The sequence below is a fragment of the Dactylosporangium sp. NPDC048998 genome (assembly GCF_043197855.1).
Classification (GTDB): Bacteria; Actinomycetota; Actinomycetes; order Mycobacteriales; family Micromonosporaceae; genus Dactylosporangium.
This window is the reverse complement of sequence record NZ_JBICTV010000023.1, coordinates 19,084-33,004: the sequence shown is the minus strand read 5'-3', so window position 1 is coordinate 33,004 and position 13,921 is coordinate 19,084. Positions and strand designations below refer to the sequence as shown.

11 protein-coding genes and 2 pseudogenes are annotated in these 13,921 nt (G+C 72.9%); 6 read left to right on the top strand and 7 right to left on the bottom strand.

What is annotated here, in order from left to right; genetic code table 11:
* Window positions 1-10: 10 nt before the first annotated feature.
* Entirely contained in the window at window positions 11-448 is a 438-nt protein-coding gene (locus ACGFI8_RS34875) for a DUF3307 domain-containing protein (protein WP_392811130.1), read from the bottom strand.
* Window positions 449-1,158: 710 nt separating this feature from the next.
* Between ACGFI8_RS34875 and ACGFI8_RS34870 the strand changes: the two genes are divergently transcribed.
* The 5 genes from ACGFI8_RS34870 to gndA all read left to right on the top strand — a co-directional run bounded on the left by ACGFI8_RS34870 (window position 1,159) and on the right by gndA (window position 4,845).
* Window positions 1,159-1,581, top strand: coding sequence for a hypothetical protein (locus tag ACGFI8_RS34870; protein ID WP_392811128.1), 423 nt, complete (start codon window positions 1,159-1,161; stop codon window positions 1,579-1,581).
* Window positions 1,578-1,895: a hypothetical protein gene (locus tag ACGFI8_RS34865; protein WP_392811126.1), complete on the top strand. Its 318-nt coding sequence runs from the start codon at window positions 1,578-1,580 to the stop codon at window positions 1,893-1,895. The genes ACGFI8_RS34870 and ACGFI8_RS34865 overlap by 4 nt, the downstream gene beginning before the upstream one ends.
* Before the next feature lie 85 nt (window positions 1,896-1,980).
* Window positions 1,981-2,580, top strand: coding sequence for an LCP family protein (locus ACGFI8_RS34860; protein ID WP_392811124.1), 600 nt, complete (start codon window positions 1,981-1,983; stop codon window positions 2,578-2,580).
* A 54-nt stretch (window positions 2,581-2,634) separates the two neighbouring features.
* Window positions 2,635-3,189: a TetR/AcrR family transcriptional regulator gene (locus tag ACGFI8_RS34855; protein ID WP_392811123.1), complete on the top strand. Its 555-nt coding sequence runs from the start codon at window positions 2,635-2,637 to the stop codon at window positions 3,187-3,189.
* A gap of 219 nt (window positions 3,190-3,408) precedes the next feature.
* Complete coding sequence (gene gndA / locus ACGFI8_RS34850) at window positions 3,409-4,845, top strand: NADP-dependent phosphogluconate dehydrogenase (RefSeq protein WP_392811121.1); 1,437 nt, start codon at window positions 3,409-3,411, stop codon at window positions 4,843-4,845.
* Here the strand turns inward: gndA and ACGFI8_RS34845 are convergent.
* Entirely contained in the window at window positions 4,842-6,134 is a 1,293-nt protein-coding gene (locus tag ACGFI8_RS34845) for an MFS transporter (RefSeq protein WP_392811120.1), read from the bottom strand. The genes gndA and ACGFI8_RS34845 overlap by 4 nt on opposite strands.
* Window positions 6,135-6,193: 59 nt before the next feature.
* Between ACGFI8_RS34845 and ACGFI8_RS34840 the strand changes: the two genes are divergently transcribed.
* The gene (locus ACGFI8_RS34840) at window positions 6,194-7,216 is read left to right on the top strand and encodes a GNAT family N-acetyltransferase (RefSeq protein WP_392811119.1); all 1,023 of its coding nucleotides are present in this window, start codon (window positions 6,194-6,196) and stop codon (window positions 7,214-7,216) included.
* Here the strand turns inward: ACGFI8_RS34840 and ACGFI8_RS34835 are convergent.
* From ACGFI8_RS34835 to ACGFI8_RS34815, 5 genes and pseudogenes are all read right to left on the bottom strand, one after another.
* Window positions 7,194-7,847: an FMN reductase gene (locus ACGFI8_RS34835; RefSeq protein WP_392811117.1), complete on the bottom strand. Its 654-nt coding sequence runs from the start codon at window positions 7,845-7,847 to the stop codon at window positions 7,194-7,196. The two genes, ACGFI8_RS34840 and ACGFI8_RS34835, sit on opposite strands and share 23 nt — an antisense overlap.
* A complete protein-coding gene (locus ACGFI8_RS34830; protein ID WP_392811115.1) occupies window positions 7,844-8,932 on the bottom strand; it encodes an LLM class flavin-dependent oxidoreductase in 1,089 nt (362 codons plus the stop codon). The genes ACGFI8_RS34835 and ACGFI8_RS34830 overlap by 4 nt, the downstream gene beginning before the upstream one ends.
* A 191-nt stretch (window positions 8,933-9,123) precedes the next feature.
* A pseudogene (locus ACGFI8_RS34825) lies at window positions 9,124-9,438 on the bottom strand (non-reducing end alpha-L-arabinofuranosidase family hydrolase); the annotation flags it as partial.
* A gap of 187 nt (window positions 9,439-9,625) precedes the next feature.
* Window positions 9,626-9,814: pseudogene (locus tag ACGFI8_RS34820) on the bottom strand (RNA polymerase sigma factor); the annotation flags it as partial.
* Window positions 9,815-9,935: 121 nt separating this feature from the next.
* Window positions 9,936-13,802, bottom strand: coding sequence for an NB-ARC domain-containing protein (locus tag ACGFI8_RS34815; protein WP_392811112.1), 3,867 nt, complete (start codon window positions 13,800-13,802; stop codon window positions 9,936-9,938).
* Window positions 13,803-13,921 lie beyond the last annotated feature (119 nt).

Below are 13,921 nucleotides of genomic sequence, written 5' to 3'. Positions count from 1 at the left end.
GCGGGTGCTGCTACAAGGCGGCGATCAGCAGGGCGGTGCCGAGCAGGGCGAGGTGGTGCAGGGACTGGTCCGCGGCGTACATCCCGGAAATCGGAGAGGTCGTCTCGGCGAACTCCGGCGAGCGGGTCGCCCGCAGCACCGCCCGCACCGGCCAGCGGCGGTCCAGCAGGCCGTGCGTCGCCGCGGAGAACGCCAGGCCCGCGCACACGCCCAGCGGGGAGAGCGGCAGCCGCAGCGCCGCGGCGGTGAGCAGCAGCACGGCGGTCACGGTGAGGTGGTACCCGATCAGGTGCCCGGCCAGGGCCCGCCACGCGGCGGCGCCCGTGCCGGACTTCAGTGCCGCCTGGTGGTCGGTCTGCGCGATGTGGTCGCCGAGGGAGTGGCCGACGAAGAGCGCCGCGAGCGTCACGGCGAAAACGACGGACCTGGTGAGCGTGTCATGCGACATGATGGACTGGCTCCTCACTGAGCGCTTGCGCGGGGAGGGGAGCAGCGGGGCGGCTCGGTCTTGGCGGATGGGGCCGTCCCGCCGGCCCGGGACTGCATCGTTGGGACATCGATGGAGCCCCGATCATCCGCCCCGCGGCGGTCCACTGCTACGCCGAACGTGACAGAACACATGTGTCCTGGGTCGCGCTCACCCGCCCGTACCTGCGGAAATCAGTAACTAAGCGGACATGTCGTATGTTTCCTAAGGGTGCGCAGCGACCCGAGTCCGACGACCCGCGTGCTGTACCTCGCCGGCTGGGGGCGCAGCGGCAGCACGCTCGCGGAGAGCCTGCTGGCCCGGGTGCCCGGCCTTGTCGGGGTCGGCGAGATCAAGTTCCTGTGGGAGCGGGGGCTGCTGCAGAACCGGCGGTGCAGCTGCGGCACGCCGCTGCGCTCCTGCGAGTTCTGGCGCCGGGTGCTCGGCGAGGCCTTCGGGGGCATGCCGGACGACGGGACCGTGCGGGCCCTCGACGCCGCCTCGCGCCGGTTCCGCACCCGGCACCTGCCGGGGCTGCCGCTCAGGCCGGCCAGCCCGCCGGACGCGGACCGGCTGCTGTGGTACTACGAGACGCTCGAGCGCCTCTACCGCGCGGTCGCGGCCGTCAGCGGCGCGCGGGCGGTGGTCGACAGCGGCACCGCCACGACCCCGACGCCCCGGGCGGCGCCCGGATGCCGCGCATGCACCCCGGCTTCACGGCGCTGTACTGGTCGGCCTGGAACCTCGCCACCGGGCGGATCGCGCGCCGGTCCGGGCTGCCGTACCTGCACTTCTGGTACGAGGACCTGGTCGCCGACCCCGAGGGCACGCTGCGCGCGATCACCGACCTCGGCGGCGTGCCCGCGGCCAAGCCGCCGGTGGGTGAGCGCGGCGAGGTGGTGGTGCCGCGCACCCACCAGGTGTCGGGCAACCCGATGCGCCTGCGCTCCGGGCCGGTGCCGCTGCGCCTGGACGACGAGTGGGCGACGGCGATGGCACCCCGGCACCGCTACCTCACCGGCGCCGTCACCGTGCCGCTGCGCCACCGGTACGGGTACCGGGACGACGGAACCCGGCTCAAGTCGGCCAGGCACGCGCCGATCGGACACTCGTGAAGGCGTGGCTCGTCGCGGCCGCCGTCGTGCTGTCCGTCACGCTCGGCGGCACCCTGACCTGGCAGCACTATGCCGGCACGGTGGATCAGGCGGACCTGCTCGGCGACACCGGCCGGGACCGCTCGGGCCCGCCCCGGCAGATCACCATCGAGTCCGCGCCGCGCGTGCCGGCCGGGCCGGTCGCCCCCGGCGCCGGCCGCACCGCGGGGCTGGATGCCGAGCCGGGCCGTAACATCCTGCTCGCCGGCCTCGACGCCCGGCCGGAGGAGGACCGGCGACCTCGCGCGCCGACACGGTCATCGTGGTGCACGTGACGGAGGTGGGCGACCGGGCGTACCTCATCTCGCTGCCCCGCGACACCCGGGTGGCGATACCCGGCCACGGCACCGGCGCAAGGTCGTGGACGCCGTCGGCGGGGTCGAGCTGTGCGTGGACGAGGAGACCACCTCGGTGCGCGTCGGGTGGGACGCGCAGGGGCGGGAGACCCCGCCGTACCGCCTGATCCCGCCCTCGTTCCGGCCGGAGAAGATCACCGGGGTGCGGGCCCAGGTGTACCACGTCGGCTGCCGGCACTTCGCCGGCTGGGAGGCCCTGGACTACGTGCGCCAGCGAGAGCTCATCCCCGACGGCGACTACGGCCGCCAGCGCCACCAGCAGCAGCTCCCGCGCGCGCTCGCGGAGAAGATCACCTCGGCCGGGGTGATCGCCAACGCGATCGCGCTCAACCGTGCGCTGAGCGCCGTCGGGGACTCGCTCACCTTCGACGGCAACGGGGCCTCGGTCACCGACTGGATCGTCCGGCTGCGCGCGATCGGCCCGGGCGATCTCACGCTGCTGCGCACCAACGGTGTGCGGTACCGCACCGAGCAGCGCGACGGGCGCGACTACGAGAGCCTCGACGCCACCACCGCGGAGCTGTTCGCCGCCGCCCGGGACGACCGGCTGGCGGAGTTCGCCGCGCGGTACCCGGCCTGGGTCATCGCCCCGGGCGCCAACTGAGCCGTGGGGAGGTGGTAAAGTGGAGGAGTACCTCCGATATAAGGTGACGGTGTCATGCAGACGCAGGCGGGTGCGCGGCGGCCGCAGCGGGCGGACGCGCGGCGCAACTTCGACGCGCTGATCGCGGCCGCGCGCGAGGCCTTCGCTGAGCACGGCACCGGGGCGTCGCTGGAGGAGATCGCGCGCCGGGCCGGCGTCGGCATCGGCACGCTGTACCGCAACTTCCCCACCCGGCGCGACCTGTTCGACGCCGTCTACATGGACGAGATCGGGGCGCTGTGCCGCGCCGCCGACGACGTCGCCGGGCTGGCGCCGTGGGACGCGCTCGCCATGTGGCTGCAGCGGTTCGTCGGGTACGTCGCGACGAAGCGCGCCATCTACGAGGAGATCAACCGCGACTCCGAGATGATCCGCGGCGCCCGCGACGTCATGTACGAGGCGGCCGACCGGCTGCTCACCCGGGCGCAGGAGGCCGGCGTCGCCCGCCGGGACGTGAGCTCCGACGACCTGCTGCGCCTCATCTCCGGGCTCACCGCCGGAGGGTACGTCGACGACGCCCAGCGCGAGCGGGTGCTCGCCGTGGCCCTGGACGGCGTGCGCGCCCGCTGAGGCGGATTGTTTGACCGCACCCTCGCGGCGGGTAAGCGCGGCGCATGCGCAAGCACCTGCTGCGCCCGTCCTGATGGCTGGAACCGGCCACCTGCGCCGTGGGGAGGCGGGACAGTAGGCGAGTAGCCTGGTCCGACGCGCGCTTCGTACCGTGATCACGGGGTTGTGGTCGTCCGGGCCGGGGCGAGATTCAGCTCGAGTGGATGAGGTGCATCGCAGATGTCCGACCTGGCACAGATCGGCGTGACCGGCCTGGCCGTGATGGGCCGCAACCTGGCCCGGAACCTGGCCCGCAACGGTTACACCGTCGCCGTGCACAACCGCTCCTACGAGCGCACCCGCCGCCTGGTGGACGAGTTCGGGCACGAGGGCACGTTCGTGCCGAGCGAGTCCATGGCCGACTTCGTCGCCTCGCTGGCCCGCCCGCGGGCCGTCATCATCATGGTCAAGGCCGGCGGCCCCACCGACGCCGTGATCGACGAGCTCGTCCCCCTCCTGGAGGAGGGCGACATGATCGTCGACGCCGGCAACGCCCACTTCGCCGACACCCGCCGCCGCGAGCAGGCCCTGCGCGGGCACGGGCTGCACTTCGTCGGCACCGGCGTGTCGGGCGGCGAGGAGGGCGCCCTGCTGGGCCCGAGCATCATGCCGGGCGGTTCCCCCGAGTCGTACCAGACCCTCGGCCCCATGTTCGAGAAGATCTCGGCGAAGGTCGACGGCACCCCGTGCTGCACGCACATCGGCCCCGACGGCGCCGGGCACTTCGTCAAGATGGTCCACAACGGCATCGAGTACGCCGACATGCAGCTGATCGCCGAGGCGTACGACCTGCTGCGGGCCGGCCTGGGCGCCACCCCGGCGGAGATCGCGGACATCTTCCGCACGTGGAACACCGGCGACCTCGAGTCCTTCCTCATCGAGATCACCGCCGACGTGCTCGCCCACGTGGACGACGACACCGACAAGGCGTTCGTCGACATCGTGCTGGACCAGGCCGAGCAGAAGGGCACCGGCCGCTGGACCGTGCAGAGCGCGCTCGACCTGGGCGTGCCGATCACCGGCATCGCCGAGGCCACGTTCGCCCGGTCGCTGTCCGGCCACGCCGACCAGCGCGCCGCCGCCCGCGAGGCGTTCGGCACCGAGGTCGCGGGCCTGGAGATCACCGACCGGGACCGGTTCGTCGAGGATGTGCGCGCCGCCCTCTACGCGTCGAAGATCGTCGCCTACGCGCAGGGCTTCGACCACATCCAGGCCGGCAGCGAGGAGTACGGCTGGGACATCGACCGCGGCAAGGTCTCCTCGATCTGGCGCGGCGGCTGCATCATCCGGGCCCGGTTCCTCAACCGCATCCGCGAGGCCTACGACGAGAACCCGGGCCTGAAGAGCCTCATGGTGGCGCCGTACTTCGCCGAGGCCGTCAACGCCGGCGTGCCCAGCTGGCGGCGGGTCGTCGTGGCCGCGGCCCAGGCGGGGATCCCGACCCCGGCGTTCTCGTCGTCGCTGGCGTACTTCGACGGCCTGCGCGCGCAGCGCCTGCCCGCCTCGCTGATCCAGGGCCTGCGCGACAACTTCGGCGCGCACACCTACCGCCGCACCGACCGCGACGGCGTCTTCCACGTCGAGTGGGCCGGCGACAAGAAGGAACACACGGCTTAACGGTCTTGTCGAGCTGCTCGGGGTCGCCGGAGCGCCACCAGCGCTCCGGCGACCGCCGCGGCGGTCGTGCACCAGAAGGCGGTGGCGTAGGCGCCGCCGTGCAGGGGCAGGGTCAGCACCGCCACCGTGACGGCGCCGGCCAGGTACTGCGCGGTGGTCATGACGGCGCCGGCCGAGGACTGCTCGTCGGCCGGCACGTCCCGCCCGCCCACGTTGAACATCGACGTGTAGACGATGCCGTGCGCCAGGCCGCTGACCAGCAGGCCGGGCAGCACCCCGGCGAGGTAGCCCCGGCCCGCGGCGAGGGCCAGCCACGCCAGGCCCAGCGCGGCGAGCGCGAACCCCGAGCCGAGCGTGCGGGTCGCGCCGAGGCGGCGCACGAGGCGATCGGTGAGCGAGCTGCCGAGCGTGACGAGCGCCGCCAGGGGCAGGAACGCCAGGCCCGCGCGCAGCGGCGAGTAGCCGTCGCGATCCTGCAGCATCAGCGTCACGACGTAGAACTCCGAGCCGACGCTCGCCATGTACAGCGCGGCGGCGGCCGCCCCCACGCGCAGCGACGCCGGCCGGGCCGCCGGGCGCCGCGTCACGAGGAAGGCCGCGGCGAGCGCCCCGGCCGCGGCGAGCGTGCCGATGGTCGCCGGGTCGGTCCAGCCCCGGGCCCCGCCGAGGGTCAGCCCGAGGACCGCGCCGAACGAGGCGCCGGTACCCAGCAGCGAGGCGGCCAGGGGGATCGGTTCGGGGCGCGCCCGGGCGGCGGAGAGCAGCCACACCGCGGCGCCGGCCGCGCAGGCCACGGTCACCGGGATGTTGACGAGGAAGGTCCAGCGCCAGCTGTACCGCGTGAGGGCCCCGCCCAGCACCACGCCCGCGGCCAGCCCGGACGCCCCGACCGCGCCCCACACCGACAGCGCCCGGGTGCGGGCCGGACCGGCCGGGAACCGCGCGCCGATCAGCCCCAGGATCGCCGGCTGCAGCAGCGCCGCGGCGATCCCCTGCGCGCCCCGGGCGGCCAGCAGCGTCGCGCCGTCGCCGGCCACGCCGCCGGCCGCGCTCGCCGCGCCGAACAGCACGGTCGCGGCCAGGAACAGCCGGCCCGCGCCGACCCGGTCGGCGAGCCGGCCGCCGAGCAGCAGGAAGCCGGCGAACGGTACCGCGTAGGCGCTCACCACCCACTGCGCGGCGGACAGGTCGAGGCGCAGGTCGCGGGCGATTCCTGGCAGCGCGACGTACACGATCGAGTAGTCCAGGGCGAGCAGGAACTGGGCCGCGGACAGGACGACGAGGGGCATGCTCGCCATCCTCGGACCTTCACACTAGTGTGAAGGTCAACGCGTGGGAGGCACGTCACATGCGCATCGGCGAGCTGTCGGCCCGCACCGGCACCCCGGCCCGGCTGTTGCGGTACTACGAGGAGCAGGGCCTGCTGACCCCGGCCCGGCTGGACAACGGCTACCGCGACTACGGCGAGCACCTCGTCGACCGGGTCCAGCAGATCCGCGGCCTGCTCGAGGCCGGTCTGCCCACCCGCCTGATCAAAAACGTGCTGCCCTGCCTGGACAATCCTTGTAGCATCACGATCTCCGGCGCCGGGCCGGAGGTGGTCGAGCTGCTGCGGCACGAGCGCGACCGCATGGACTCCCGGATCGCGTGCCTGTCCCGCAACCGCGACGCCATCGACGCATACCTGTCGAAAGTGACCTCATCAGTGAGCCAGCCCAGCATCCGCGTCGCCACGCCGGCCGACCGGGACGCGGCGGTCGCGACCTTCGTGGCCGCGTTCGCCGCCGACCCCGCCGTGCGGTGGTTCCTGCCCGACGACGAGACCTACCCAGCCGAGGCCGCCGCGATGGCGGGCCACCTGTTCGACCTGCGGGTCGGGCACGGCACGGTGTGGATCGCCGACGGCGGCGCGGCCGTCGCCATGTGGGACCCGCCACGCTCGCCCGCGGGGGACAGGGCCGGGCATCCGCCACCGCCTGGTCCGGGTCGGTCACCGCGAAGCCTCGACGAGCCAGACTGGGCGCCGCCTGGTCTGGGTCGGTCCGCGCGAAGCCTCGACGAGCCAGACCGGGCGCAGGACGGCCGGTTCGGCCGCTACCAGGCGGTGGTGCACCGGCGGATGCCGAGGTTTCCGCACTGGTACCTCGGCGTGCTCGCCTCCCACCCGGACCACCGCGGCCGGCGCCTGGGCCGGACGGTCATGGCCGCCGGGCTGGCGCGCGCGGCGGCCGACGGGCTGCCCGCCTACCTGGAGACGTCCAACCCGCGCAACGTCGACGTCTACCGCTCGGCGGGCTTCGAGGTCGCCGAGCACCTGACGGTCGACGACCTCCCCGTGTGGATCATGACTACAGGCGAAGGTCGTTCGTGACCGAACGGCCCTGACCGCCCAGCAGGTCCTCGAACGAGGTGGTCAGCTCGAACGGGTCCTTGACCGTGACCGGCTCGCGGGCGGCCACCAGGGCGGCCAGCTCGGCGCCCGCCCGGGCGATCCGCTCGTGCAGCGTGTCCCGGGTGTCTCGGGTGTCGCGGCCCCCGGCCGCCCAGTCCTCGGTGGCGGCGAAGACCGCCGTCGGCGCCACCACCGCGTGCAGGTAGGCGAACATCGGCCGCAGTGCGTGCTCCAGGGCGAGGGAGTGCCGCGCGGTGCCGCCGGTCGCGCCGAGCAGGACCGGCTTGTCGCGCAGCACGTCGTCGCCGAGCACGTCGAAGAACGACTTGAACAGCCCGCTGTACGACGCGTTGAAGATCGGCGACACGGCGATCAGGCCGTCGGCCGCGGCGACCGCGTCGATGACCTCCTTCAGCGCCGGCGACGGGAAGCCCGTCAGCAGGTGGTCGGTGATGTCGTGCGCCACGTCGCGCAGCTCGAACACCCGCACCGTGATCTCGCCATCGAGCTTCTGCCGCACGGCGGCCGCGAGCCGGTCGGCCAGCATCCGCGTGGACGACGGCTGGCTCAGGCCCGCGGCGACCGCGACGATCGAGCGCTTGATGGTCATGCGTCCGCCTTCTGGGCGAGGGCGGCCTTCAGGGACTCGTGCGTCGGGGCGTCCGGCACGTGCGCCGGGCGGCCGATCGCGAACTCCTTGCGCAGCACCGGCACGACCTCCTCGCCGAGAATGTCCAGCTGCTCCAGCACCGTCTTGAGCGGCAGCCCGGCGTGGTCGAGGAGGAACAGCTGGCGCTGGTAGTCGCCGACGTACTCGCGGAAGCTCAGCGTGCGGTCGATGACCTCCTGCGGGCTGCCGACGGTCAGCGGGGTCTGCGCGGTGAAGTCCTCCAGCGACGGCCCGTGCCCGTAGACCGGCGCGTTGTCGAAGTACGGCCGGAACTCGTTCTTCGCGTCCTGCGAGTTCTTGCGCATGAACACCTGCCCGCCGAGGCCGACGATGGCCTGGTCCGCCGAGCCGTGGCCGTAATGCTCGAAGCGGCGCCGGTAGAGCTCGACCATGCGCTGCGTGTGCTCCTTGGGCCAGAAGATGTGGTTGGCGAAGAAGCCGTCGCCGTAGTACGCGGCCTGCTCGGCGATCTCCGGGCTGCGGATCGAGCCGTGCCACACGAACGGCGGCACCCCGTCCAGCGGCCGCGGCGTGGCCGTGAAGCCCTGCAGCGGCGTGCGGAAGTTGCCCTCCCAGTCCACGACGTCCTCGCGCCACAGGCGGCGCAGCAGCGCGTAGTTCTCGACGGCGAGGGCGATGCCGTTGCGGATGTCCTGGCCGAACCAGGGGTACACCGGCCCGGTGTTCCCGCGCCCCATCATGAGGTCCACCCGGCCGTCGGCCAGGTGCTGCAGCATCGCATAGTCCTCGGCGATCTTGACCGGGTCGTTGGTCGTGATCAGCGTGGTCGCGGTGGACAGCCGCAGCCGGCTCGTGCGCGCCGCGATCCAGCCGAGCATGGTGGTCGGCGACGAGGGCACGAACGGCGGATTGTGGTGCTCGCCCAGCGCGAAGACGTCGAGCCCGACCTCCTCGGCCTTGAGCGCGATGGTCATCATCGCCTTGACGCGCTCCGCGTCCGTCGGCACCCGCCCGTTGGTGGGGTCCTGGGTGACATCACCGACGGTGAACACTCCGAACTGCATCTCGAACGCCCGCCTTCGCCCGTTCCCGGCGACCCGTCTGGTCCCCGGTCCTCGCGGGCTACAACATAGCTGACTCGTCAAACATTCCATCATGTGAACAATCACAGTTCATGACTTCTTCGAATCTCTTGGCCGCGAGGGCGCCCCCGCCGCCACGAAAGCGGGAGCGCCCGGTCTCGGTCCGGCCCCGTTCAGCAGGTGGAGTTGGTCTGGGTGAGCAGGCCCATCCGGTACGACAGCTCGCCGTAGTCGCCGCCGGAGCCGGGGTCGCGGCCCTGGTAGACGTACTGCATCCGGCAGGGGCTGATGGTCAGCGTCTGGTCGTTGCTCGCGCGGACCATCTCGCCGTGGCTGATGTCGTTGGTCCACGCCCCGCCGGGGAAGGTGACGTTGCTCTTCCCGGCGAACGGGTTGGACTCGGTCGCGGCGAGCGCGGTCCAGGCGCCGGTGAGGCTCGTGGCGGTCCAGGAGCGGAAGTACCGGCCCTAACCGCCGATGGCCTCGACGAAGCCACCACAGCGACCACAGCACGCGGTCGCCGGGTTCCAGCCAGCCGACCGCGCGCCCCACCTGCCGGCGCTGCCCGGACAGCTCCAGCCGCAGCATGGTGAGATCCTCGAAGTCGTCGGCGTCGGGCACGCCGTCGAGGTCGTTCAGCGTCGCGGTGCGCCCGGCCGCGACGCGCTCGCGATGCAGATAGGTACCGGCCTGCCGGACCGCGATCGCCGCCAGCCAGGCGCGCAGGCTCTCCGGCTCGCGCAGCGAGGTCAGCTGCCGCAGGGCGCGCAGCATCGTGTCCTGCACGACGTCGTCGACCGCGGCCGGGTGCCCCGCCAGCGCGCGCCGCACGATCGTGTACACCAGTGGCAGGCACGCCGCCACGAGCTAGTCGCGCGCCCGGCCGTCGCCGGCCTGCGCCGCGACGACGAGGGCAGTCTCGTTGGTACCCGTTGCCCGCATGGCCACGCCTCGTCGATGGCGCGCTCGCTCAGCCACGCGTCTCCTAAAGCTCGCCGACGCTGCCGAGGACCTGGTCGCGCCAGCATCGGGCGGCCGCGCCGAGCGCGTCCATCCGGGCAAGTGCCTCGCGGTAGCGCTCTTTCGCCGCCGGGGCGTCGCCCTGCGCCCGGTCCGCCTCGGCGAGGCAGGTCAGCGCCTCGACCTCCTCTGCGGCGGTGCCCAGCCGCCTGCTGAGCAGCAGCCCCTTCTCGTGATGTGCGCGGGCACCGGCCGGGTCGCCGCGTTCCTGCGCCAGCCGGCCGCTGACGTCGAGCAGGCTCATCCGCAGGTGGTTGAGCTTTGTGACCGATGCCGCGTGACGCAGCCGGGCAAGGTGCGTCGCGGCCAGCTTGAACCGCCGCTCATGCACCGCCTGCCGGGCCAGGCAGATGTGCGCCTGCGCGAGCAGCAGCGGCGAGCCGCTACGGCGGGCCATGAGCAGAGCGGTCGTGGCGTGCAGGCGAGCGGCCGGGAGGTCGCCGAGCTGCTGATGCGCGGATGCCAGCAGCACGTGGCCGGTGAAGATCGGCAGGATGAGGCCGGCCTGGGCGCCGAGCGTCTGCGCCAGCTGCACATGAACGAGCGCGGAGGACGGATCGTGGCCACGTACCGCGATGTCGCCGAGGTTGATCGCCACCGCCACGCGCCCACCGATGCTGCCCGCCCGCGCGTGCACGCGTTCCAGACCCCGGTACGCCTCGATCGCGGCATCCCACCGCCCGGCCACGCGGTCGACGTCGGCGGCCACCTCGGTGAGCCAGGTACGCAACGGCACATGCCGGGTAGCGGCGCGCGCTGCCTGCCCGATCAGGGTGGTGGCGGTGGCGAGCCGGGTGCGGTCCAGCTCGACGACGGCGCGGTTCGCCAGCCGAACCGCCTGCGTGGCGGGGTCGGCAGGCCCGGCGGCGGTGAGCCCGTCGCTGGAGTCGAGCGCGGCGAGCGCGGCGGCGGTGTCGCCGCGTACCCGGGCGATGGACACCAGTTGGTCGGCGGCGAGGATGCGGGCGGCCGGATCGCCTCCGGCGTCGGCCTGGCGGCCCAGCTCATCGGCGTGCGCAGCCGCCTCGTCCAGCGCCATGCGGTTGACGGCCAGCTGCACGCGAGCCGCCAGCACTCGTACGCCGAATATGCCGGCCTGGTCGTGCGCCGCCGCGGTGAGCTGTTCGAGTGCGAGCCGGGCGGACTCTGTCCGGCCGCGCTGGAGCTCGATCTCGGCGAGGCACAGCTGCGCGTCGGCGAGGGCGTCGGGACGATGCAATCGGCCCGCCAGCTCTACGCAGTCGCCGAGGACGGCCGCGGCGTGTGCCAGTCGTCCGCGGCCCTGCTCGACGGGCCATAGCTGTTGCTGGACGACGAGCAGATCGCTGAGCCTGTTCGCCTGTCGTGCTGCTTGCGCCGCGAGGGCCAGCTCGGCGTAGGCGCCGTCGTAGTCCTCGCGTTGGAGCCGCAGGGAGGCCAGGACGTGGCGATCGGCGACGGCGTCGGCAGCCATGCCCGGGTTGGCGTCGTAGAACTCGAGCGCCTCGCGGGCCAGCTGCTCGGCCTCGTCGCGATCTGTGTCCGAGTAGTGTTCCAGCAGATACTGAGCGAGTGCGGTCGCGGCGGCGGCCCGGCCCACGCCGCCGAGGCGCTCCACGGCCCGCAGGCCGTCGCGCAATAGGGCCCGCCCCTGGTCGAGATGGCCGAGCGCGGCGGCGAGGCGCGCCGCGCTTTCGGCGGCACGCGCGTAGTCGGCCGGGTAGGCGATCTCCGGCAGGTGGCCCACCATCGACTGCAGTGTTTCCTCGGCTTCGGCGCTATTGCCCGCGGCCAGGGACAGCCGGGCGATGTGGCCCAGGTTGCGGAACTGGTGGGTGCGGCGGCGGTTGCGGACGGACCGGTCCGCGGCCGCCGCGAACAATCGGCCCGCTTCGGCCGTGTCGCCGCGTTCCTCGGCCAGCAGTCCCAGGTATTCGTACGCCTGACTCTCCATGCCGACGTTGTGGCGTTCGTGGTCGGTGCCGACCTGCCGGTGGAACCGGCTGGCGGCGTCCTCGCCACGCATCCGGCGGACCAGCCACCCGAGGACGCCGACGATGCGTGAGTCGTGCGGGGCGGGAGTGTCGGTGGTACTGGTACGAAGGGCCAACCAGTACAGTCGCTCGGCCTCCTCGAGGTCCCCGCGCTTGTGCGCGATGCGCGCCTGGTGGAACCGGGCCAACGCCACCTGGCTCGGTTTGCGCAACTTCTGGTAAAGGGCCTCAGCGGTACGGTATCCGTCGGCGGCCTCGTCGAGGCGGCCGACGCCGGCAAGGCGGATCGCGAGGTTGCCGGTGAAGTCGGCCACGGTAAGCGTGTCGCCGAGGCGGCGGGCGGCGTCGACGCCGAGGGTGAGCGTCTCCCGCTCGTCGTGCGGCAGGCCACGGGTCTCCAGGAACGGGTGCTCGGGGGAGTTCAGGTTCTGCACCAGGGCGACCACGTCCGACCAGCGCCGGTCCACGTGCGCCTCGCGCGTAGCGGCGAGCAGGTTGCGCCGCTGCCGCTCCAGCGCGATCATCGAGTACTCGGTGCCGTTGGCGTGCGCGTCGGAGTAGGCCACGCAGAACCGCCGGAACACCACCCGGAACCGGCGCCGCCGGTCCTGGGTTCGGCTGAAGCTGCGCAGCACCGGGTGGATCGAGTAGCCGTCGCCTTCGACGGTCACGAGCGCGAGGTACGTGAGCACTTCGAGATGAGCGCGGGTGGTCGCCCGGCGGCGGTGCACCGGTACGAGAGGCCTGAAGCCGACGGCCGCGAAGGGCGAGCGCACGGCCAGCAGCAACCGCTGCAGCGGTCCCGGCAGGGCATGCAGCCGCAGCAGCACGGCGACGTCCTCAGCGGTGAAGGGACCCTCGGCGAGGGCTCCGGCGGCGCGGAAGGCCCGGCGTAGCGGTCGGGCGAGCCGGCGGTACGCGACCAGGGCGGTGCTCGTGACCCCCGGCATGCCCTCGGTCTCGGCGAGCGCCCCGGCGACGTTCGCCGCGATGTCCGCGGCCAGGCGGTGCACCCCGTCGGCACGGCGGATGACCACCGCCGCCTGGTTCGCCGCGATGGTGATCGCCAGCGGCTGGCCCTGCGCGATCCGAAGGATCTGCTCCACCGCGTCATCGCGCGGCGCGCCGCAGATCCTGTGGAAGAGGTTGTACGCCTCGTCGTCGGACAGGAGCGGCACCTCGATCACATCGGCGGTGTGGCGTATCGCCAACGGCCGGTCCTGGGTCGTGATCAGCAGGGACGCGCCGGGGGTCAGCAGCCGTTCCACGTATGGCAGCATCGCCGCGACGTCGGCGGAGACGTCGTCGAGCACGACCAGGACCCGGCCGGCGGCGGCCCGCACGCGCAACAGCTGGCGCACACGGTCGACGAGTTCGGCGGCCGGTCTCGGGCCCACGTTCAGGCCGCCACGCAGCAACCAGCCCTCCAACAGCGGGACGAGATCCCGCTCGACCCGCAGGTCGCCCCAGAACACGCCGCCGGGAAACAGGCCGGTCTCGTTGGCGATCATCCGGGCGAGCGTGGTCTTGCCGATGCCGCTCATACCCCACAGGCTCACCGAGCGGATCCCGTCGGCCGACCCTGTCAACGCGTGCCGCAGCCGCTCCATGACCGATCCGGGGCTGACGAATCGTATCGGCGGGGCGGGGGGCGTCGGCTCAAGCGGCGCGACGGGATGGTCATCCGTCCCCCGGCCGTCCACCGGCACCTTGTCCCACTCGACGTAGGCGAGGGCCGCGAACAGCGCGAGCAGCATCGCGACGGACCAGCGGACATCGATCTTGAGTTCGGCGCTGACGAGGTTGATGGCGACGCCGAGGCCAACGGTACCGATGAGCGTCCTCAGGATGCCGCGCACCAGAGGACGTTGAGTCCAACGCCGCATCCCGCTCCCACATCGATGTCGTCCACGAAGCCTGCCCGGCATTCAGCACGCTAGATCGCCTGGAACCGGACCGCTATCCGCGGTAAGGGTGG